Below are 22,462 nucleotides of genomic sequence, written 5' to 3' on the forward strand. Positions count from 1 at the left end.
CATGCGGCACATGGCCTGGTCCCGCTTGCTGTCGCTACTGTTCTTCGCCGGCGCCGCGCTAGCGATCAGGGCCTATCCGATGCAAGGCAGCTGGCTGTCGGCGATCCTGGCGGGCTACACGGCGATGCTCTGGTGGCGACCGGTGTTGTGGCTATTCGCCATGCCCGCGCTGTTGCCGGCGCTGGATTTGGCGCCACTCACCGGATGGTTCTTCCTGGAGGAAATCGACTTGCTGCTACTGATAGGCGCAGGATTCGCCTACTGGCAGCTGGAACCCGCCGATCCCGACCTGCCGCGCTGGCCGCCGCTGTTCATCGCCGGCCTGTTGTTGCTGGCGGCCTGCTGCGCGATCGGCTTATGGCGCGGCCTGCGCCCGCTGCCCGCGTTCGATGCCAATGCGATGAACAACTATCTGAGTCCTTACAACGCGCTGCGGATCGGCAAGGCGTGGCTCTGGAGCTTTATCCTTCTGCCGCCGTTGCGCCGCGCCGCCGGTGCGCAGTTGCAGGGCGTGCGCCGGTATCTGATCTCCGGCCTGCTGACCGGCCTGCTGCTGGTGGTGTGCGCGGCGATTCGCGAACGCTGGCAATTCCCCGGCCTGACGAATTTCTCCAGCGACTACCGCATCACCGCGCCCTTCTCCGCCATGCACACCGGCGGCGCGGCGCTGGACGGCTACCTGGCGCTGTGCTTTCCATTGTTAGCGGTCTATGTGTTCGGCAGGCCGGCAAGGCTGAAGGCGGCCGGCGCCCTCGCGCTGCTGGCGCTGACGCTGTATGCCGGACTATCCACGTTTTCGCGCGGACTGTATCTGGCCTTCGCGGTCGCCGTGCTGGTGCTGCTGTTCTGCGCCGTCGACATCCGGCGGTGCGGAAAGGCAGCCGCGTTCGCGCTGATCGCGACCGTCCCGCTTTTGGCGGCGGCAAATTGGGTGTTCGCTGTCGGCGGTTATCGCGGCTACGCCGCCGCATTGATGGTATCGGCCGTTGTCATATTGGCGGCCACCCCGCGCCGCCATGTCGCGGCAGCCTTGGCCACGATGCTGCTGCTGGCGTCGATCGCGCCGATCTACAACGGTTACTTCGTCAATCAACGCTTCAGCAGCAGCGGCGAGGACCTCGCCCGGCGCGTCCGGCATTGGCGCCAGACGCTGTCCATGATGGACGAAGACGGCGCCACCGCAATGCTGGGCATGGGATTGGGGAAGTTCCCTGCTACGTACTACTGGCGCAACCATAGTCGCGAAGTACCGCCCAGCTACCGCTATCTCGATGCCGGCAACAACCGCTATCTGCGGCTCGTCGCCGGCGATTATCCGGCGGGTTATGGCGAGCTGCTGCGGATACTGCAAAGCGTGGACTTGCGGCCGCGCCGGCAATACCTGCTGGGCGTGGACATCTGGAACAACGGACCTCCCGGCTTCTTGCGCATAAACTTGTGCGAGCGTCAGCTGCTTTACCCGCAAAACTGCCTGCAAATACCGATGCGCCAAGTCCCCCATGCGCCTTATTGGCAGCGCTATCAATTCCCCCTGAACTCGGGCGTGCTTGGCACCACCAGCCGCCCGGTATGGCTGGAGATAGCGGCCGAGGGCGTGGGCGCGGTGATCGATATCGACAACGTCAGCCTGAGCGGCGACAATCATGAGCTGCTGCGCAATGGCGGCTTTTCGGACGCCAATAATTACTGGTTCTTCAGCAGCGACCGCAATCACCTGCCCTGGCATATCAAGAACCTCGGTCTGAACCTGTATTTCGAAATGGGCGGAGCGGGCGTGCTGGCCTACGCGATGCTGTTGTTCAGCGTCTGCCTCTCCTTGTTAAGGCGCATTCAGGCGCGACGCGACCTGGCCGCCGCGGCGCTGCTGGCCTCGTTGGCGGCATTCCATACGGTTGGCCTGTTCGACAGCCTGATCGACGTGCCCCGCATCACCCTACTTTCCACGCTGCTGATGTGTGCCGCCGCGCTGCGCCCCGTGCAAACCGACGCAAGCCCCTCCGCGAGGCTCACGCCATGAAAATTCTGTGCTGCCTGCTCCTGTCGCTGGGGCTGTCAAACCCTGCCGCCGCCGATGACCTGGTGCGCGCCATCGAACGCATCAAGCCATCTGTGGTCGGCATCGGCAGCTTTCAGACTTTGCGCACACCGGCGCTGTCGTTTGTTGCCACCGGCTTCGTCGTTGCCGACGGCCTGACGGTCGTGACGGCCGCCCATGTCGTCACCGACCTATTGGCGAACGGACCCCCCACGTCATTGGGCGTGCTGGTGCGCGCCGACGAAGCGGCACAGTTCCGCTCCGCCACCGTGGTCGCGTTGGACAAGGAGCACGACCTGGCGCGGCTGCGCATCAAGGGCACGCCGCTGCCGGCGCTACGCCTGGGCGACTCCAGCAAGGTCCGGGAGGGCCAGTCGCTGGCCTTTATGGGCTTCCCGCTTGGCATGGTGCTCGGGCTGCACCACGCCACTCACCGTTGCATCGTATCGGCGATCACACCGTTGGCGCTGCCGACCACCAGCGCTCGCAAGTTGGACGGCAAGCTGCTGAACCAGCTGCAAAAGCCGGACTACGCTGTGTTTCAACTTGACGGCACGGCATATCCGGGCAGCAGCGGCAGCCCCCTGTTCGATCCGTTGACGGGCGAAGTGATCGGCGTGGTCAACATGGTGTTCGTCAAGGGCATCAAGGAGGCGGCCATCGCCGCGCCCAGCGGCATCACCTATGCGATCCCAGCCAACTTTATCAACTGAACGCTCACGTCTTGCCCGCGATCAGGCGTCCGGTGATACCGGGTTCATCCCGCATTGGAAAAAAAAAGGGATAGAAGGAGCGTTCCGTGGTCGGTTGCTCCATCAAGCCGCCGAATTGACGAATTTGCTTCCCCATGTACTCCAGTTCCAGGCGCAGCAGCACGGCCGGCGCATCCACGCGGGTGCACGCACGCTCGCCGCCGAAATCCTGGAAGCCCAGCATGCGTTTGTAGAACATCACATGGCGTGGATTGACCTCGATCACGTAATCGGTATAACCGTGAATGTTGCGGGCGTAGATGTAGGAGATATGAATCATCGCCGCGAACACCCGCTTGGATACCCCTTTGTCGATCGCCAATCGCGACGGCTCGCACAACCGTCTTCCGGCCTCGCGCAGTTCGTCCAGCTTGTCCCTGAAATTCTCATCAGCAGGCAGACCGACCTCGCTGCTGTCCAGGCACAGCGACATCGTGCCCACGGTATCACCGCCGGTCTCGGCGAACAGGGTGATTTTATTCGGCGCATGTATGGCGTTCGGATCGACCGAATAGCCGCGCCACCCATACATTTTCTTCAGCAGCAGGCTGGCCGCCTCCCGCTTGCCCTGCGAATTCGCCATACGAATATGGAAGATCTGCTGGTCGATGGGGTGGTCCAGTGCAGGTTCATTTTTGCCTTCGGCGACCACAAGGTCGCGCAGGCCTGTACTGGCTTCAAATGAAACTATCGCATCGTCATATTGCACGGTTGGCATCCATTCAGGTCTGTCGGCCAGCCACCGGCGTGGGGCAACTGGGGCTCATGAATTCAGACCCGCCGTTCAGCTTGAAAGTTCCGTGAATTTGGAAATATTTTTCTATCGTTGCACGCCTGCGATTTAAAACCACCCTTCCGGTATCACCAGCACGTCGCCGGGAAGCACTGTGACGTTGGCCGAGATATCGCCCTTGCGCAACAGGTCTTGCAATCGCAGCGGTAAGGTCTGGCGCTGTCCGTTGACGGTGCGGATGATCGTCGCCTTGTTGCCGGATGCAAAGTCGGTGATGCCGCCGACGGCGATCATCACATCCATCACCGACATGCCCTGCCGGTACGCCAGCGCCTGCGGCCGCGCGGCCTCGCCGATGACCCGGATCTGCTGCGAGTAAGGGCCGACGAAACTGGTCACGATGACGGTGACCATCGGCTGCTGGATGTATTTTTCCAGCGCCTTTTCGATGTCGCGCGCCAGCTGGGTTGAGGTCTTGCCGGCCGCCTGCAGGTCCTCCACCAGCGGCGTGGTGATCTTGCCGTCGGGCCGCACCGGCACGCTTAGCGACACTTCCGGATTGCGCCAGACGTTGATGTTGACGATGTCGCCGGCGCCGATCTGGTAATCGGACTGCGGCGGCTCCGGCTCGGGCGGACCAAGCGACACGCGACCGGCGCACGCGGCCAGCATCAGCAACATCGCCAGCACGGTAAAACGCATGAATTGATCCATGATGCATCTCGCTTGAATGGGCAGATCTCCATGATTGAGAAAAGCCGTCCGCCCTTGCTTGATCTGCCTCAATGCCCGCCCAGTTAAGAAAAATTTGAATGAGGCCAGCCATATAATTCGCACACCACCACTGCCCGGTCCTTGGAGATAGCCGAATGGAGGAATTAATCAGCCAGCTGATCTCGAGCCTGAAAGGGATATGGAAATATCGCTGGCACGCCGTCTCCGTCATGTGGGTCGTGGCGATCGCGGGCTGGATCAAGGTGGCGCTGCTGCCGGACGATTACCAGACCACGGCGCGCGTGTTCGTCGATACGCAGAGCATCCTCAAGCCGCTGTTGGCCGGCATGACCAGCGTGCCCAACGTCGATCAGCAAGTGTCGATCATGAGCCGCACCTTGCTAAGCCGGCCGAACATCGAGCGCGTCATGCGGATGGTCGACATCGACATCAACTCCAGGACCCCGCGCGAACAACAGCAGCAGCTGGAGGAATTGATGAACAAGATCCGCATCGGCGGCACCAGCCAGTACGACATCTACACCATTTCGTATAGCAACCCCAATCCGCGCCTGGTGCGCGACGTGGTGCAATCGCTGCTGACCATTTTCGTCGAGGGCAGCTTCAAGGGGAAAAGCGGAGAGACGCGCAAAGCGGTCCAATTCATCGACGACCAAATCAAGGCCTATGAGAGCAAGCTGGTCGCGGCGGAAAACAGCCTGATGGAATTCAAACAGAAGAACAACGGACTGTTGCCCCGCCAGGGCATCGACTACAGCAGCCAGCTGGCACAGTCGTCCGACCTGCTCAACACCGCCAGGCTGGAACTGATCGAGGCCGAGCAGGCGCGCAAGGCGATCAGCAGCCAGATCAGCGGCGACGAACCCATCGTCGACGCCGCGATGAATCCGGCGTCCATCGACAATCCGGAAATCGATGCCCGCATCAATGCGCTGAACAAAAACCTCGACGTGCTGCGCATGCAGTACACCGAACTGCACCCGGACATCGTCGCCGCCAAGCGCTTGGTGGCGCAGCTGGAGGCGCGCAAGATCGAGGAAAGCAAGCTCAAACCCGCCGGCGATCCGGGCAAGAACTACAGCCCCATGCTGCAACAGTTGAAAGTGGCGCAGACCGAGGCCGACGCCCGCGTTGCGTCGATCACCGCGCGGGTGCAGGAATACACGATACGCCACCAGCGCCTGCTGGCGCAGGCCAACGCGGTGCCGGAGGTGGAGTCGGCGCTGGCTCAGCTCAACCGCGACTACATGATCAACAAGGACAACTACGAAAAGCTGATCGGTCGGCGCGAGGCCGCCAAGCTATCCGGCGACCTGAGTTCAACCACCGACATGATGACCTTCAAGATCATCGACCCGCCGATGGTGCCGGTCAGCCCGACCGGCCCCAATCGCGTGCTGCTGTATTCGCTGGTGATGGGCGGCGCGCTGCTGTGCGGCGTGGCGGCAGCGCTGCTGGTCAGCCAGGTCCGCCCGACCTTCCTCAGTCCCGCCGAATTGCGCGAGCGGACCGGCCTGGTGGTGCTGGGCACGGTGTCCATGAACTGGACCGACGCGCAAAAGATCCGTCGCCGGCGCGGGCAGTATGCCTTCGGCGCCGCCTTGGGCTGTCTGTTCACGGCCTACGGCGCCGTGCTGGCCTTGAACCTGTTGCGCTACTAGGGGCGTTTGATGGAAAAGACCGAACCGCTGGCCGTCGCGGCAACGCCGCGCCATGTTGAAATCAACCTGCCGCGCCTGCATCAGATGGGGATGGTGACGCAGGATGGCGGGCGCACCGCCGTGGCCGAGGATTTCCGCACCATTAAGCGGCCCTTGCTGCGCAGCGCGCGCGGCGAGCATGAGGGGCCGCCCATCCGCCACGGCAACCTGATCGTCGTCACCAGCGCCACCGCCGGCGAAGGCAAAACGTATTGCGCCGTCAACCTGGCCATGAGCATCGCGATGGAAATGGACATCACCGTGCTGCTGGTGGACGCCGACGTGGCGCGCCCGTCGCTGCTCAAGGTGCTGGGTCTGCCGCCCGAGCCGGGGCTGATGGAGGTGCTGCTGGGCGAACGCGCCGAGCTGGCCGACCTGATCCTCAAGACCAACGTCCGCACCTTGAGCATCCTGCCATCCGGCCGCAGCCACAAGCACGCCACCGAGCTGCTGGCCAGCCGCAACATGAGCCGCCTGCTGACTGAAATCGCCGAGCGCTATGCCGATCGCATCGTTATCTTCGACTCGCCGCCGCTGCTGTTGACCACCGAGGCCAGCGTGCTGGCGGCGCAAATGGGACAGATCCTGATGGTGGTCGAGGCCGAGACCACCACGCAGCACGCAGTCAAGGAGGCGCTGCGGCGCATCGAGCATTGCCCGCATGTCAGCCTGATCTACAACAAGAGCAAGGCCTTCCCCGGCGGCGAATACTATGGTTATTATGATTAGCCTGTCTCCGCATGGCACGCCCTGGCGGCTGACCATGCTGATGCTGCTGACGCTGCCCGGCGCCGCCGTCCCGGCCGACTGGCAGTTCACGCCGACGCTGCGGCTGCGCGAAAGCTACACCGACAATATGAACCTGGCGCCGCCCGGGCAGGCGCGCGGGGAGTTCACCACCGAGGTATCGCCGGGCGTCCGGATCACAGGCGACACCCCACGGCTCAGACTGGCGCTGTCGTATTCGCTGCAGAAGCTGGCGTACACGCGTCAGTCCAGCCGCACCAACCAGCAGCTGGACGCCGACGGCCACGCCGAGGTGGTGCCGGATTGGCTGTTCTTCGACGCGCGTTCCGGCATCAGCCAGCACAACGTCTCCGCCTTCGGCCCGCAGCAACTCGATCCGGCCCAGGCAACCGGCAATACCGGCACCGTGCACACCACCAGCATCAGCCCCTATCTGCGGCATCAATTCCAGGGTCTGGCGACGGCGTTGCTGCGCTACAGCTACCAACGGGTCGGCAGCGGCGGCCTGCTCGACGTGCGCAGCAGCGACACCGCGCTGCAACTGATCGGCGACGACGACGCACGGGGCCTGAACTGGAGCCTGAACCTGGACCGGATGCGAATCGACGATGCCGCGCTGCCGCCGGTCATCAAGAGCGACGCCGCGCTGACGCTCAGCCACCCGCTCACCGGCGGCATCGCGCTGTTCGGCACCGGCGGCTATGAAAAGCACGATTATCACTCGACCAGCAGCCAGCCGCAGGGCGGTTACTGGTCGGTCGGCGGCACTTGGACGCCGTCGCCGCGCACCCGGGTTGCGGCCAGCCTGGGCCGCCGCTATTTCGGCAAGACCTACACGCTGGACGCCGCCTACCGCATGCGCGATATGTTCTGGACCTTGAACTACAACGAAGACATCACCACCATGCACGGCGAATTCCTCAGCATCGCGCCGACCGGGCTGAGCGACTTCTTGTACCAGTTGTGGGCTACCCGCATCCCCGACCCGGAAACGCGGCTGCGGACCATCAAGGTATTCATGGCGATCTCGCAGATGCTGGGGCCGGACGGCAACGTCAACTTCTTCAGCCACCGCTACTACTTGCAGAAGCAACTGCGGATGGCCACCGTCTACAGCACGCCGCGCTCCACGCTCGGCGTCAACCTGTCCAGCAATCGCCGCACTGCGCAAACCAGCAGCGCCATCGACAGCGTACTGTTGGGACCAGACCAGCTGTCGCTGACCGACAAGACCAGGCAAAGCGCGCTGCAGCTGGGTTGGAGCTGGCGGATGTCGGCGCGCGACAACCTGACCGCGAGCGCCAGTCACAACCGGGTGCGATCGCTGACCACCGGTCGCGCCGACAACAACAGCGCGCTGGTGCTCGGGATGTCGCGCCAGCTGCAACGCGGCGTCAACGCCGATGTGAATCTGCGCCATGCGCGTCATACCAGCAACGCCGGTGGCAACTACCGCGAAAACGGCGTCAGTGCCGCCCTGATGGTGGCGTTCTAAGCGGAGCTTTTCATGTCCCACTTGTATCGTATCGTCTGCGTGGTCGCGGCCCGCCCCAACTTGATGAAGATGGCGCCGCTGCTGCGTGCCTTCGGAAAGCCGCCGCTTCAGGTCGAGACCATTCTGGTGCATACCGGTCAGCACTACGACGCCGACATGGACAGTCAATTTTTCAGCGCGCTGGAAATGGGCGCGCCGGATTTCCGTCTCGACGTCGGCTCGGCCAGCCACGCCGTGCAGACCGCCGAGGTGATGCGGCGCTTCGAACCTGTGCTCGACCAAACCGCGCCCGCCGCAGTGCTGGTGGTCGGCGACGTCAATTCCACGCTGGCCTGCGCGCTGACGGCGGCCAAGAAAGACATCCCGGTGCTGCACGTGGAGGCCGGCCTGCGTAGCCACGACCGCACCATGCCGGAGGAGATCAACCGGGTGCTGACCGACCAGCTGTCGGACCTGCTGTTCACCAGCGAATCGGGTGCTATGAGCAATCTGCTGCGCGAAGGCGTGCCGGCCAACCGCATCCATTTTGTCGGCAACGTCATGATCGACACCTTGATGCTGCGGCTGCCGTATGCGCCGCCGGCGCAGACCGTGCTGCTGCGGGCGAATCTGGCCGGTTTCATCGGCCGCGAGCAACCCTATGCGCTGCTGACCTTGCACCGGCCGTCCAACGTCGACGATCCGCGCCGCCTGCGCGCGCTGATGGAGACCGTGGCCAAGCTCAGCACCGATGTGCCGGTGCTGTTTCCGCTGCACCCGCGCACCCGCGCCATGCTGCAAAGCCACGACCTGGCCCGGCTGCTCGACGCGCCAGGCGTGGCCTGCCTGCCGCCGCTGCCCTATCTCGACATGCTCGGCCTGATGAAAAGCGCCTGCCTGGTGCTGACCGATTCCGGCGGCGTGCAGGAGGAAACCACGGCGCTTGGCGTGCCCTGCCTGACCCTGCGCGAAAACACCGAGCGTCCGGTCACCGTCAACGAAGGCAGCAACGCCATCGCCGGACGCGACCCGGCGGTCATTCTGGCGCTGTGCCGCGACATCCTGCGCTACGGCGGCAAGACCGGTCGCATTCCGAAATATTGGGATGGCCGCGCCGCCGAGCGCGTCGCCGGCGCCACCGTAGCCTGGCTGGCGAACCGGCGCGAGGCCAGATCATGAGCGCGACCCGGCGCAACGCGCTGACGGTCGATGTGGAAGACTATTTCCAGGTCTCCGCGTTCGCCGGCCACATCCGGCGCGCCGACTGGGCATCGCTGCCCTGCCGGGTGGAGCGCAACGTCAACCTGATCCTGGACATGCTGGCGCAGCACGGCGCGCGCGCCACCTTCTTCACGCTGGGCTGGATCGCCGAGCGTTACCCTGCGCTGGTGCGGCGCATCGTCGCCGACGGTCACGAGCTGGCCAGCCATGGCTACCTCCACCAGCGCGCCAGCGAGCAGACAGCGGTCGAATTCCAGCGCGACATCACCCTCAGCAAGCTATTGCTGGAACAATTGAGCGGCCAGCCGGTGCGCGGCTACCGCGCGCCCAGTTTCTCCATCGGCGCCGACAACCTGTGGGCGCTGGACTGTCTGCAACAGGCTGGATACCGCTACAGCTCCAGCATCTATCCGATCCGCCACGACCACTACGGCATGCCGGACGCGCCGCGCTTCGCCTGGCGTCCGACCGGCGAACTCGGTTTGCTGGAGCTGCCGGTCAGCACCGTGCGGCTGTTGGGCCGCAACCTGCCCGCCGGCGGCGGTGGCTATTTCAGGCTGCTGCCCTACTTCGCCTCGCGCTGGGCTTTGCGGCGTATCAATTCGCGCGACGATCAAGCTGGCATATTCTATTTTCATCCATGGGAGCTGGACCCCGGCCAACCCCGGCTGAGCGGTATCGGCATCAAGACGCGGCTGCGACATTACCTCAACCTGCGGCGGATGGAGCCGCGCATCCGGCGGCTGCTGGCGGATTTCCACTGGGGCCGCATCGACGAAATCTTTCTGGAAGGCGCATCATGCCGCACTACAGCGTCGGACTGATGGGAACACAAGACCGCCCGCGCTGGGACGAATTCGTCCAGCGCTGTCCGGACGCGACGTTCTTTCACCGCGCCGGCTGGCAACAGGTGATCGAAGAAGGCTTCGGCCATCCCACCTGGTTCATGTACGCCCAGGCCGATGGCCGTATCGACGCCATCCTGCCGCTGGCCCAAGTCAAGAGCCGCTTGTTCGGCAACAGCTTGTCGTCGCTGCCGTTCTGCGTCTACGGCGGCATCGCCTCGCTGCACCCCGACGCCGCCGCCGCCGTGGACCTGGCCGCGCAGCAGCTGGCCGCACGCTTGCAGGTCGATCATCTGGAATACCGCCACGTACGGCCGACACATGCCGACTGGCTGCACCGCAAGCTATACGCCACCTTCCGCCGGCCGCTGCACGCCGATCCAGAGCGCAATCTGCTGGCGATCCCCCGCAAACAACGCGCGATGGTGCGCAAGGGCATGGCAGCCGGCCTGATCAGCACGCTGGACGTCGATACCAGCCGCTTCTTCGACTGCTACGCCGACAGCGTCCATCGGCTCGGCACGCCGGTGTTCAGCCGCCGCTATTTCGCATTGCTGCAGCAAGTGTTCGGCGACGATTGCGAAATATTATGCATACAGCGTGCCGGCCACCCGGTCTGCGCCGTGTTGAGTTTCTGTTTCCGCGACGAGATCCTGCCTTACTACGGCGGCGGTGGCCAGCTGGCGCGCAAGCTGGCCGGCAACGACTTCATGTACTGGGAGGTGATGCGGCGCGCCTGCACGCGCAATTGCCGGCTGTTCGACTTCGGCCGCAGCAAATACGACACCGGCGCCTTCGCCTTCAAGAAGAACTGGGGCTTCGAGCCGCAGCCGCTGCACTACGATTACCAGCTACATCGAGGCAAAGCGCTGCGCGACGTCCAGCCGCTCAATCCACGCTACCAGGCGTTCATCAAGGCCTGGCGCATGCTGCCGCTGCCGCTGGCCAATGTGCTCGGCCCGCATATCGTGCGGCAACTGGGATAGCGGCCATGCGCGATCTGCTGTTCCTCACCCATCGTTTGCCGTATCCACCCAACAAGGGCGAGCGGATCCGCGCCTATCACGCGCTGCAATATCTGGTGCGGCATTTCCGGGTTCACCTCGGCAGCTTCATCGACCACGACGACGAACTGCCGTTCGCCGAGCGCCTTGCCGCCGATTGCGCTGACAGCTGTATCGTCCGCTTGCCGGCGAATCGGGCGCGGTTGGCCGGCGTAATCGCGTTGATGCGGGGCGAGGCGCTTAGCTTGCCGTATTTCCGCCACGCCGCGTTGCGGTGCTGGGTGGACCGGACACTGGAGCAATACCCCGCCATGCCGTGCCTGGCGTTCTCCGGTCCGATGGCGCAGTATCTGACACGGCCGCAGTCGTTGCGGGTGATGGATCTGGTGGATGTCGATTCCGAAAAATGGCACGACTATGCCGATCGCAACCGCTGGCCGATGTCCTGGCTGTATCGTCGCGAAGGCCGCTTGCTGCTGGAGCATGAGCGTCGTGTGGCGGCCGATTTCAAGCAGGTGTTGCTGGTATCGCCGGCCGAAGCGGCGCTGTTCAAACAGCGTGCGCCGGAATCGAGCCACAAGATCGACTACTACAACAACGGCGTCGACAGCGAGTACTTCTCCCCGCTGGGGCATCATCCCAATCCCTACGGTGAAGCGCCGGTGCTGGTCTTCACCGGCACCATGGACTACAGGCCCAACATCGACGCCGTGACGTGGTTCGCTGAGCGTGTGATGCCGCCGCTGCGACAACGTTTCGCCGATCTGCAGTTTCACATCGTCGGCTCGCGTCCGACCGGGGCCGTGTTGGGCTTGCGGCGCGTGCCGGGCGTCCATGTCAGCGGCGCGGTGCCGGACATACGTCCCTACCTCCGGCATGCGACCTTGGTGGTGGCGCCGCTGCAAGTGGCGCGCGGCGTGCAGAACAAGGTGCTGGAGGCGATGGCGATGCAAAAGACGATCATCGCGACACCGCAAGCGCTGGAAGGCATCTCCGCTGTCCCCGGGGTGGAGGTGATCGGCGCAGACGGCGCGGATGAATTCATCCGCCACATCAGCCATCAACTGACGTCGTTCGACGATTTCGGACTGGCGGCGCGGCGCCGGATTTTGTTGGACTACAATTGGGAGCGGAACTTGCAGCGCCTGGGGCGGGTGTTGGGCATACCCGGCACCTCGGTCGCGTCCGCCGACGCCGAGCAGCGCGCCTCCACAATCAGCGCGGAGCCCGGGTCATGACTGCCACGCCCGCCGCCATGCTGTCGCCGTCGCCGTCGCCGTCAGAGCCGCCGCCGCCCGCGTCTCCGCGCCCGCCCGCGACGCCGCGCCCGCCCGCATCGCCGCACCCAGCCGCGTCGCCTTGCCCGACGCCGGTGGCGTCTCGCTGGCCGATCGGCTGCATCGTTGCCGCGCTATGCTTGCTCCTGGCCGCGCACATCGAAACCTTTGCCACGATTGTCGGCCTATGGTGGCGTTCAAGCACCTTCGCGCATGGCTTTATCGTGCCACCGGTCGCGGCCTGGCTGATATGGCGGCGGCGCGCCTACCTGGCCGCGGTGCCACACCGCCCTTGGCCCGCAGCCTTGCCGGCACTGGCGACGCTTGGCGCGATCTGGCTGCCGTCCACCGTCGCCAATGTCCCGGTGCTGCAGCAATACTGTGTCGTGCTGATGCTCCCGGTGATCGTGGCCGCCGTGCTGGGCCGCGCCTACGCCGCCGCCATCGCTTTCCCGCTCGCCTATCTGCTGCTGGCCGTTCCATTCGGCGAGGTCTTCATCCCACCGCTGATCGATTTCACAGCCCGATTCACCGTCATGCTGCTGCAAGTGGCGAACATCCCGGTCTTTCGGGAAAACAACTACCTCTCCCTGCCAACCGGAAACTGGTCAGTGGTCGACGCCTGCAGCGGCCTGCGCTACCTGATCGCCTCGGTGGCGTTGGGCACGCTTTACGCCTACCTGAATTACCGCAGCCTGGCACGGCGCCTGATATTCGTCGCCGCCTCGGTGGTGGTGCCGGTCGTCGCCAACGGCCTGCGCGCCTGCATGATCGTGCTGATCGGCCACTGGAGCGACAGGACGCTGGCAGTTGGTATCGATCACCTGATCTACGGCTGGGTGTTCTTCGGCATGGTCACCGCGCTGATGTTCTGGTGCGGCGCGCGCTGGCGCCAGAGTGAATCGCCCGTCGCCTTGGCCGTCGATGGCCGGGCGCGACTGCAGCCGGCCGCAACGCCGGCCGGCTTCGTCCGCATCACGGTTGCGGCGGCCACCGCCATCGCCATTTGGCCGCTGTTGGCGATGCTGGCGCTGCAATCACCGCGCAGCGACGCGTCTCCGGAGCCGCAACTGACGCTGCCGCCGCCGCCGGCGCCATGGCGCGCCAGCCCGCCAAGCGCCGACGACTGGAGCGCGCTGCATGCCGGCAAGCCGCAGCGCCTGTCCGCCAACTACAGCGATGGCCGCCGCACGGTCTCTTTGCAACTGATCTGGTATCGGCACCAGGTCAAAGGCGCGGAGCTATTGACCCCGGAGCATCGCTTGGCGCCCGGCCAGGCGCCGTGGAGCGAAATCAGCGCCACGCGGCGCGAAATTCAGCTAGCCCGGCGTGTCATCCAGGTGCGCCAGTCGATCGAACAAACGGCCGGCGTCACGCTCCTGGTATGGCGCTGGTATCGGCTCGACGGCCGCGACACCGCCAGCCCGCAGTTGGTCAAATTATTGCTGGCCAAGGCCAAGCTGTCCGGTGGCGATGATGGCGGCGCCGAAATCGTCCTCGCCTCGGCCTACGAACAACAAACGGCGCCGGCGGAAGCCGCGATGCGCGACCTGCTCGCCGCCATGCTTCCCTCCATCGACCAAGGGCTGCGCCATGTCGCCATCCACTGACAGCGCGCCGCTGATCGTGCACCTGATCCACCGGCTTGACGTAGGCGGATTGGAGAACGGCCTTGTCAACCTGATCAACACGCTGCCGCCGGAACGCTACCGCCACGCCATCGTCTGCCTCAAAGATCACAGCGATTTCTCCCAGCGCATCCAGCGCCCAGGGGTCGAGATCATCAGCCTCAACAAGCGCGAAGGCAAGGACTGGATGCATTATCTGCGCCTGTTCAGCACCTTGAAACGTCTGCGCCCGCTGTTGATCCACACCCGCAACCTGCCCGGCATCGAAGGCCAGCTGCTGGCCGCTGCCGCCGGAGTACGGCTGCGCGTGCACGGCGAACACGGACGCGACATCCGCGACCTGCACGGCCGCAAACGCCGCTATCGGCTGCTGCGCAAGCTGCTGCTGCCGCTGATCGGCCACTTCATCGCCGTCAGCCGGGAACTGGAGAGCTGGCTGGTGGGCAGCATCGGCGCATTGCCGCAGCGCGTCACGCACATCTACAACGGCGTCGACAGCCTGCGTTTCCATCCCCGGCTGGGTCCGGCGGCGGCGGTCGGCCCCGCTGGTTTCCTGTCGGAGGACAGCTTCGTGATCGGCAGCGTCGGCCGCATGGCCGCAGTCAAGGATCATTTATCGCTGGTGCAAGCCTTCCTGAAGCTGACGGCGCAGGACGACCCGGCGCAGGAAAGATTGCGGCTGCTGATCGTCGGCGACGGCCCCTGTCGCCAGCCTTGCCTGGAGCTTCTGCGTGGCGCCGGCATGGCGCATCTGGCCTGGCTGCCGGGCGAACGCGACGACGTGCCGCAACTGCTGCGCGCCATGGATCTGTTCGTCCTGCCGTCGCTGGCCGAAGGCGCCTCCAACACCATACTCGAAGCGATGGCCAGCGGCCTGCCGGTGGTGGCGACCGCCGTCGGCGGCAATCCAGAGCTGGTGCACGCCGGCTGGACCGGCACGCTGGTCCCGGTCAGCGATCCAGAGACGCTGGCCGACGCCATCGCCGACTATGTTCGCATCCCCGGCCTGGCCGAGCATTACGGCGGCCGGGCGCGGCGCCGCGTGCTGGCCGAGTTCAGCCTGATGGCGATGGCCGACGCCTATCTGGCGGTGTACGACAACCTGGCAAAGGAAAATCATGTGCGCGATCGCAGGCCTGTTTGATCTGTACCATCCGTCCGACATCGACGCCGGACTATTGCAGCGGATGACCGACATCCAGGCCCATCGCGGCCCGGACGGCGTCGGCATGCACCGCGAGCCGGGTGTCGGCCTCGGGCACCGGCGGCTGGCCATCATCGACATCGGCGGCGGCCGGCAACCGCTGTTCAACGAGGACCACAGCGTGGCCGTGGTCTACAACGGCGAGATCTACAACTTCCCCGCCCTGATGCGTGAGCTGCAGCAGTTCGGCCACAGCTTCCGCACCCATTGCGACACCGAGGTCATCGTCCACGCCTGGGAGCAATGGGGCGAACGCTGCGTCGAGCATTTTCGCGGCATGTTCGCTTTCGCGCTGTGGGACCGCAGACAGCACAGCCTGTTCCTGGCGCGCGACCGGCTCGGCATCAAACCGCTGCACTATGCGGTGCTGGAAAACGGCCAACTGATCTTCGCCTCCGAAATCAAGGCGCTGCTGGCGCACGACGGACTGCGTCGCGACCTCGACCCGCTGGCGGTCGAAGAGTACTTCGCCTATGGCTACATACCGGAGCCGCGCACGGTGTTCCGCCAAATCCGCAAGTTGGAGCCGGGCCACACGTTGCTGACGCGGCGCGGCGCCGCCCCCGGCCAACCCCGGCGTTACTGGGACGTGCCTTTCAAACCCGCCACGCTGATCAGCCCCGCGCACGCCGCCGACGAACTGATCGCAAGGCTGCGCGAGGCGGTGCGCATCCGGCTGGTGGCCGAGGTACCGCTGGGTGCCTTCCTGTCCGGCGGCGACGAAAACCTGGCCGGCTATCGCCGCTACCGCTGGCACCTGCACGAGGAGCGCCTGCGCGCCATGTTGCCGCTGCTCGTGCGCCGGTCGGTGTTCGGCGCACTGGGGCGGCTGTACCCCAAAGCCGACTGGGCGCCACGCCCGCTGCGCGCCAAGACCACCTTCGAGGCCTTGGCGCGCGACTCGGTGGCGGCGTATTTCCACGGTGTCTCGATCATGAGCGACCAGATGCGCGAACGACTATTCTCGCCGAAGCAACGGCATGATCTCGGCGGCTACCACGCGGTCGAGGTGCAGCGCCGGCATGCGGCGGCCTGCCCGGCCGGCGACGCGTTGTCTCTGGTGCAGTATCTCGATCTCAAGACCTATCTTCCCGGCGACATCCTGACCAAGGTCGACCGCGCCAGCATGGCGCACGGGCTGGAAGTGCGTGTGCCGCTGCTGGATCACCAGCTGGTGGAATGGATGTCGGGCCTGCCGCCGTCGCTCAAGCTACGGGGTGGCGTCGGCAAATACCTGTTCAAGAAGGGACTGGAGCCCTACCTGCCGACCGAGTTGCTGTACCGCGACAAGATGGGCTTTTCGGTGCCGCTGGCCGACTGGTTCCGCGGCCCGCTGCGGTCGCGGCTGCAACGCAGCCTGACCAGCCCGGCACTCGCTGATTGCGGTATGTTCGACCTCGACTACGTCCAGGAACTGCTGCGGCAACATCAATCCGGTCGGCGCGACCACAGCGCGCCGTTGTGGTCGCTGCTGATGTTCGAATCCTTCCTGCGCCGCCTGCAACGGACAACGGCGCAAGAACCGGCAGAGCAGGTGGCATGATGCGCATCCTGCACATCCTCGACCACTCGCTGCCGCTGCACAGCGGCTACAGCTTCCGCACCCTGGCGATACTGCGCCAGCAGCGTAAACTTGGCTGGGACACGCTGCACCTGACCAGCGCCAAGCAGGGCGCGCAAGTCCCGGAGCAGGAAGTGGACGGTTGGCATTTCTTCCGCACTCCGCCGCTGGACTGCTGGTGGGACCGCCTGCCGCTGATGCGCCATGTCGGCGTGATCGACGGACTGGCGCGGCGCCTGGGACAGATTGCTCGGGCGTCGCGGCCGCACATCCTGCACGCGCACTCGCCCGCGCTGAACGCGCTGGCCGCGCTTCGCGTTGGCAACGCCCTTGGCATACCGGTGGTGTACGAAATCCGGGCCTTCTGGGAGGATGCGGCGGCCGACCACGGCACCGGACGTGCGGGCGGCCCGCGTTATCGCCTCAGTCGCGCCATCGAAAGCTACGCGCTGCGCCGCGCCGACGCCGTCACCACCATCTGCGAGGGCTTGCGCGGCGACATCGTCGCACGCGGTATTCCTGGCCACAAAGTGACGGTGATCCCCAACGCCGTCGACATCCGCCAATTCGCCGACGCCGGACCGCCGGACGGCGTGCTGGCGCACGAATTGGGCTTGACCGGCCGTCTCGTGCTCGGTTTCATCGGCTCGTTCTACGCCTATGAAGGCCTGGCCCTGCTGATCCGCGCGTTGCCGCGCATGCTGGCCGCCGTGCCGTCGCTGCAACTGCTGCTGGTCGGCGGCGGCCCGCAGGAGCAGGAATTGCGCACGCTGGTCACGGCGCTGCAATTGCAGCGCAAGGTCACCTTCGCCGGCCGCGTGCCGCAGCAGCAGATTCCGCGCTATTACGGACTGGTCGACATTCTGGTCTACCCGCGCCTGCCGATGCGCCTGACGGAGTTGGTCACGCCGCTCAAGCCGCTGGAGGGAATGGCCTACGGCCGACTGGTGATCGCCTCCGACGTCGGCGGTCACCGCGAGTTGATCCGCCACCGCAAGACCGGCATGTTGTTCGAAGCCGGCAACCTCGATGCGCTGGCCGACCAGATCATCCACCTGATCCGCCAGGTCGAGACCTGGCCCCAGCTGCGGCGGCAGGCGCGCGCCTATGTCGCCGCCGAGCGCGACTGGGGCGCCAGCGTGGCGCGCTATCGCGACATCTACCAGCGCCTGCTCGCGCCCGCCCCATGAGCAAGCGGATGCGCATCGCGCTGATCGGCCCCTTGCCGCCACCGGCCGGCGGCATGGCCAATCAAACCATACAACTCGCCGCCTTGCTACGCGAGGCCGGCGCGGAGGTCGAGTTGGTGCGGGTCAATCCGCCGTGGCGGCCTCGCTGGGCGGCGCGAGTACGCGGCCTGCGCGCGGCACTGCGCCTGCTGCCCTACCTGTGGCGCCTGTGGCGCGCTGCCGGGCGGACCGATCTGTTGCATGTGATGGCGAACTCCGGCTGGTCCTGGCATCTGCACGCGGCGCCGGCGATCTGGATCGGCCGTTTGCGCGGCAAGGGCGTGCTGGTGAATTATCGTGGCGGCGAGGCGCCGGCCTTCCTGGCCCACAGCGCGCGGCTGGTGGGCTTCAGCCTGCGGCGCGCGCACGCGGTCATCGTCCCGTCCGCGTATCTGGCAAGGGAGTTCGCGCAATATGGCGTCACGCCGCAGATCGTGCCCAACATCGTCGACCTGCAACGCTTCTTCCCGCCACCGGCCAGGCCCGCGCTCCAGCCGACGCGGCGGGCGGCGATCCTGATCGCGCGCCACCTGGAACCATTGTACGATCACGCCACCGCGCTCAACGCCTTCGTGCTGGTGCGCCGTGCCCTGCCCCACGCCCGCCTGACCATCTGCGGCGAGGGCCCGGAGCTGGCGCGCTTGCAGGCGCGGGTCAAGGCGCTGATGTTGCAGGCGTCGGTGCAGTTCACCGGCAAGGTGCAAAACACGGACATGGCCGCACTATACCGAAAAACCGATTTGCTGCTCAATCCCAGCCTGGCCGACAATATGCCGATCTCGGTGCTGGAGGCCTGGGCCAGCGGCGTGCCGGTGGTCAGCACCGACGTCGGCGGCGTGCCTGACCTGGTCCGGAACGGGGTCGATGGCCTGCTGGTGTCGCCCGGCGACGCCGACGGCATGGCCCGCGCCATGTTGTCGTTGCTGAAGGACGCCACCGTCGCGCACAGGCTTGCCGATGCCGGCCTGGCCAGCGCGCAACGCTACAGCTGGACCAGCGTCTCGCCCTTGCTGATGGCGCAATACCGTCGCGTGCTGAAGCGCCCAATGCAATCCGGCTACACCGCGCTGGTGTCGTCCCTGCTGTTCCCTCTGCATGAATGGATCAAGCGCCACGACAGCACCGCCGTGCGCCGCCGCATGGACCGGACACAGTGGTGGCCGCAACCGCACATCGAAGCGCTGCGGCTGCAACGCCTGCGCGACCTGCTGCTGCACGCGTCCGAGCATGTCGCCTATTACCGTCAGCAGTACGCCGCCACCGGCTTCGACGCCGGACGGGTGCGGGATCTGCGCGACCTGCGCAGCCTGCCGGTGTTGTACAAGGCGGACATCAACAATCGCCGCGAGGATTTCATCGCCGACGACGCCGGCCACATGCAGCGCTTCACCACCGGCGGATCCAGCGGCGAGCCGTTGATCTTCTACCTCGGCAAGGAACGTATCTGCCATGACGTGGCGGCAAAGTGGCGCGCCACCCGCTGGTGGGGCGTCGATATCGGCGACCGCGAGGCGGTGCTGTGGGGTTCGCCGATCGAGTTGCGGGCGCAGGATCGCTGGCGCGCCCGGCGCGACCGGGTGCTGCGCAGCGAGCTGCTGCCGGCCTTCGACCTGTCGCCCGCCCGCCTGGACGTTTATCTGGAACGTCTGCGCCGCCGGCGCCCGGCGATGTTGTTCGGCTATCCATCGGTGATGTGCCTGCTGGTGGAGCATGCGCGCTCGCGCGGCGTCGCGCTCGATCGGCTCGGCGTCAAAGTGGTGTTCGTCACCGCCGAACGCCTGTACCCGGAGCAGCGCAGCCTGCTCGGCGCGGCGTTTGGTGCGCCGGTGGCCAACGGCTACGGCGGCCGCGACGCCGGTTTTCTCGCCCACGAATGCCCGGAGGGCGGCATGCACATCACCGCCGAGGACGTGATCATCGAGATCCTCGACCCGCAGGGTCAACCGGTTGCGCCGGGCGAAAGCGGCGCCATCGTCGTGACCCATCTGGCAAGCCGCGACTTTCCGCTGATCCGCTACGCCACCGGCGACGTCGGCGCGCTTGATCCCCGGCCGTGTCCGTGCGGACGCAGCCTGCCGCTGCTGAAGAGTATCGAAGGCCGGGTCACCGATTTCGTCGTCGCGCACGACGGCACGGTGATGCATGGCCTGGCGCTGATCTACATCCTGCGCGACCTGCCCCAGGTGCGCGCCTTCAAGATCATCCAGGAAAGCCTGGACTGCACCCGGGTGCTGCTTGTAAGCGTCAATGGCCTGCCGCCGCTGCTGCATCTGAGTATCGTCACCCAGTTTCGCGCCCGTCTCGGGGCGTCGGTCGATGTCGTGATCGAGGAAGTGGCCGCGATCCCGGCTGAAGCATCCGGCAAACACCGCTATGTGATCAGCAAGGTTGTCAGCACTTGAGGAGATGTCATGCCCTACATCGTCGCCACAATTTTATTGTCCGTTACGCTGTACATCCTGCACAAGTTGCGGCATGTGCACCTGCTGCTGCACGACGTCAGCGACCGCACCAGCGGCGACAGCGTCGCGCTGTTTCGCCAGATGGAGGCGCTGCACGGACTGTACGTCGAATTAAACCTGAAGCGCAGCCTGCCGCCGACGCGCGGCTGGGCGGCGTCGCCGGATTTCCTGCTGGAGTTGGCGCGCCATGTACGCTGGGCGCAGCCGCGCATGGTCCTCGAATGCAGCAGCGGTACCTCGACGCTGGTGTTGGCGCGCTGCCTTCAACTCAACGGCTCAGGCAAGCTGATCAGTCTGGAGCACGATACACACTACGCCCACGAGACGCGTGAACAGTTACGCCGCAACGGCCTGCAGGACTGGGTGCAGGTGCTCGATGCGCCGCTGTTGACGCGCGAACTGGCCGGTGAATCCTGGCCCTGGTACGACCTCGCCGCCTTGCCGGCCGGGCTGTCGATTGACCTGCTGGTGATCGATGGCCCGCCGCAGGCGACGCGTCCGCTGGCCCGCTACGCTGCGGGACCGCTGTTGTTCCCCAGACTGGCGGCCGGCGCGCATGTGTTCCTGGACGACGCGGCGCGCGCCGACGAACAGGTCATCCTGCAACGTTGGCGGCGCGAGTTTCCGGCCCTGGATCAGTTCGAGCGCACCTGCGAGAAAGGCTGCGCGGTGCTGGTGGCGCCGGATGCGGTTGCCACATCCACCACCAGACTGGTTTCCACCGGGTGAAGCTGGTGGTAACGGTCGCGCAGCGCGCGTTGCGCCGACTGGTGTGCCGGCAACGAGGATGGCGTCAGCTCCACGCCGAAGTCTTCGGACACGTAGCTTTGTTTCCCGAACAGGCGCGCCAGGATCATCCGGCCGACGTTGACGCGATAATGCGATGGCTCCCAGTAGTACCGCATCACCGCATCGCCGCTCACCTGCGGTATCGCTTCGGTCGTGATGCTGTTGAAGCCCGAAAAATCGAACAGCCGAATATCGCAGCCGAGTGTGCGCCGTAGATGCGTCAACTCGGCAAGACGCCGCTGCCAGCGCTCCATCGACGGCCACTTGCCGGACCAATACAGCGCGTCGCTCGACATCGCATGCGTGGGATTGATGTAGAGCCGTACGCGTGTGCCGGCGTTGCATAAGCCGCTCACGGCGACGTCGAATTCCCGCATCGCCTCGGCGGTCGGCCCGACCGCGCGGATAAACTCGCGGAGGCGCGGCACGATGGCGCCGCTGGTGCCTCCCCAGCCATCGACATGGTCGAGCACGCAGCGTTCGTCGCGCTGGCCGTAGCGCGCCAGGCTGGACAGGCAGCGCTGGCCGAAGGTGCCGCGCAGCAGGCGGAGCGAGTCCATCGTCATGTCGATGGTCAAGGCGCGCTTGAGGTCGATCAGGCCGCGTCGCCAAAAATAAAAACTGTCGGTGGCCACCAGATCACGCTCGAAATCGGTGTTGCCGCCATCCAGCGAGAACGACGGCGCATCGATGCCCCACACCACGGTATCGAGCCGCTGACCGCCGCCGGCCATCGCCGCATGGCGCACCAGCGCCACCGCGTCGCCGACCGAGGCGCCGGACAACGCGCCATTGAAGACCGGCTTGCCGCCGAACAGCGCCGGCTGGACCGGCAAGCCCAGTTCGGTGCGCGAGTTGCCTGCATATAGCACACTGGGCCGATAGCGCGCCAGCGCGTAAGTCTTGCCCCACGGGCTGAGCTTTTCGCGCGCAGGCCGCAGACGCTGCACTTGCGGCGTATCCCATTGATGCATCAGATAGGGATCGACGACATAGTTGAGCGTCGCCACCGCGCCCAGCGTGATGGCGGTGATGGCGCTGAAAATGGTCAGATAGGCGCGCATGG

At 65.6% G+C, this 22,462-nt stretch carries 18 protein-coding genes; 15 read left to right on the top strand and 3 right to left on the bottom strand.

What is annotated here, in order from left to right:
* Window position 1 precedes the first annotated feature (1 nt).
* Both GW587_RS22915 and GW587_RS22920 read left to right on the top strand, forming a co-directional pair.
* Window positions 2–2,017, top strand: a complete 2,016-nt coding sequence (locus tag GW587_RS22915) for a hypothetical protein (RefSeq protein WP_166106985.1) — start codon at window positions 2–4, stop codon at window positions 2,015–2,017.
* Complete coding sequence (locus GW587_RS22920) at window positions 2,014–2,748, top strand: S1 family peptidase (RefSeq protein ID WP_166106987.1); 735 nt, start codon at window positions 2,014–2,016, stop codon at window positions 2,746–2,748. The genes GW587_RS22915 and GW587_RS22920 overlap by 4 nt, the downstream gene beginning before the upstream one ends.
* A gap of 4 nt (window positions 2,749–2,752) precedes the next feature.
* Here the strand turns inward: GW587_RS22920 and GW587_RS22925 are convergent, their stop codons facing one another.
* Together GW587_RS22925 and GW587_RS22930 are read right to left on the bottom strand one after the other, a co-directional pair.
* The gene (locus GW587_RS22925) at window positions 2,753–3,505 is read right to left on the bottom strand and encodes an N-acyl amino acid synthase FeeM domain-containing protein (RefSeq protein ID WP_166106989.1); all 753 of its coding nucleotides are present in this window, start codon (window positions 3,503–3,505) and stop codon (window positions 2,753–2,755) included.
* A gap of 123 nt (window positions 3,506–3,628) precedes the next feature.
* Window positions 3,629–4,234: an XrtA/PEP-CTERM system exopolysaccharide export protein gene (locus GW587_RS22930; RefSeq protein ID WP_166106991.1), complete on the bottom strand. Its 606-nt coding sequence runs from the start codon at window positions 4,232–4,234 to the stop codon at window positions 3,629–3,631.
* A gap of 155 nt (window positions 4,235–4,389) precedes the next feature.
* Here GW587_RS22930 and GW587_RS22935 point away from each other — a divergent pair, with 155 nt between their 5' ends.
* From GW587_RS22935 to GW587_RS22995, 13 genes are read left to right on the top strand one after another with little or no spacing between them, the layout of a single operon-like run.
* Complete coding sequence (locus tag GW587_RS22935) at window positions 4,390–5,916, top strand: XrtA system polysaccharide chain length determinant (protein WP_166106992.1); 1,527 nt, start codon at window positions 4,390–4,392, stop codon at window positions 5,914–5,916.
* 9 nt (window positions 5,917–5,925) lie between these two features.
* A complete protein-coding gene (locus tag GW587_RS22940; RefSeq protein WP_166106993.1) occupies window positions 5,926–6,684 on the top strand; it encodes an XrtA-associated tyrosine autokinase in 759 nt (252 codons plus the stop codon).
* Window positions 6,668–8,197 (top strand): TIGR03016 family PEP-CTERM system-associated outer membrane protein, encoded by a 1,530-nt coding sequence (locus GW587_RS22945; RefSeq protein WP_166106995.1) that lies wholly within the window; start codon window positions 6,668–6,670, stop codon window positions 8,195–8,197. The genes GW587_RS22940 and GW587_RS22945 overlap by 17 nt, the downstream gene beginning before the upstream one ends.
* 12 nt (window positions 8,198–8,209) lie before the next feature.
* A complete protein-coding gene (gene wecB / locus GW587_RS22950) occupies window positions 8,210–9,355 on the top strand; it encodes a non-hydrolyzing UDP-N-acetylglucosamine 2-epimerase (protein ID WP_166106997.1) in 1,146 nt (381 codons plus the stop codon).
* On the top strand, window positions 9,352–10,221 hold the full coding sequence (locus tag GW587_RS22955; RefSeq protein ID WP_166106999.1) for an XrtA system polysaccharide deacetylase: 870 nt from the start codon (window positions 9,352–9,354) through the stop codon (window positions 10,219–10,221). Before wecB ends, GW587_RS22955 begins: the two co-directional genes overlap by 4 nt.
* Window positions 10,197–11,228, top strand: a complete 1,032-nt coding sequence (locus tag GW587_RS22960) for a FemAB family XrtA/PEP-CTERM system-associated protein (protein WP_166107001.1) — start codon at window positions 10,197–10,199, stop codon at window positions 11,226–11,228. Before GW587_RS22955 ends, GW587_RS22960 begins: the two co-directional genes overlap by 25 nt.
* A 5-nt stretch (window positions 11,229–11,233) precedes the next feature.
* On the top strand, window positions 11,234–12,484 hold the full coding sequence (locus tag GW587_RS22965) for a TIGR03087 family PEP-CTERM/XrtA system glycosyltransferase (protein ID WP_166107002.1): 1,251 nt from the start codon (window positions 11,234–11,236) through the stop codon (window positions 12,482–12,484).
* 17 nt (window positions 12,485–12,501) lie between these two features.
* Complete coding sequence (xrtA, locus tag GW587_RS22970) at window positions 12,502–14,133, top strand: exosortase A (RefSeq protein WP_229259616.1); 1,632 nt, start codon at window positions 12,502–12,504, stop codon at window positions 14,131–14,133.
* A complete protein-coding gene (locus GW587_RS22975; protein ID WP_166107006.1) occupies window positions 14,117–15,295 on the top strand; it encodes a TIGR03088 family PEP-CTERM/XrtA system glycosyltransferase in 1,179 nt (392 codons plus the stop codon). The genes xrtA and GW587_RS22975 overlap by 17 nt, the downstream gene beginning before the upstream one ends.
* Window positions 15,270–16,898 carry an asparagine synthase (glutamine-hydrolyzing) gene (gene asnB / locus GW587_RS22980; protein ID WP_166107008.1) on the top strand — a complete coding sequence of 543 codons (1,629 nt, stop codon included), beginning with the start codon at window positions 15,270–15,272 and terminating at the stop codon, window positions 16,896–16,898. Before GW587_RS22975 ends, asnB begins: the two co-directional genes overlap by 26 nt.
* Window positions 16,898–18,106 carry a TIGR04063 family PEP-CTERM/XrtA system glycosyltransferase gene (locus tag GW587_RS22985; protein WP_166107216.1) on the top strand — a complete coding sequence of 403 codons (1,209 nt, stop codon included), beginning with the start codon at window positions 16,898–16,900 and terminating at the stop codon, window positions 18,104–18,106. The genes asnB and GW587_RS22985 overlap by 1 nt, the downstream gene beginning before the upstream one ends.
* Entirely contained in the window at window positions 18,103–20,547 is a 2,445-nt protein-coding gene (locus tag GW587_RS22990) for a glycosyltransferase (protein ID WP_166107010.1), read from the top strand. Before GW587_RS22985 ends, GW587_RS22990 begins: the two co-directional genes overlap by 4 nt.
* 9 nt (window positions 20,548–20,556) lie before the next feature.
* A complete protein-coding gene (locus GW587_RS22995; protein ID WP_166107012.1) occupies window positions 20,557–21,336 on the top strand; it encodes a class I SAM-dependent methyltransferase in 780 nt (259 codons plus the stop codon).
* On the opposite strand, the gene GW587_RS23000 is transcribed toward GW587_RS22995, so the two are convergent.
* Window positions 21,243–22,460 carry a hypothetical protein gene (locus tag GW587_RS23000; RefSeq protein WP_229259602.1) on the bottom strand — a complete coding sequence of 406 codons (1,218 nt, stop codon included), beginning with the start codon at window positions 22,458–22,460 and terminating at the stop codon, window positions 21,243–21,245. The two genes, GW587_RS22995 and GW587_RS23000, sit on opposite strands and share 94 nt — an antisense overlap.
* Between the last annotated feature and the right edge of the window lie 2 nt (window positions 22,461–22,462).

This window comes from Duganella aceris (genome assembly GCF_011090165.1).
In the GTDB taxonomy this organism is placed as follows: Bacteria; Pseudomonadota; Gammaproteobacteria; order Burkholderiales; family Burkholderiaceae_D; genus Rugamonas; species Rugamonas aceris.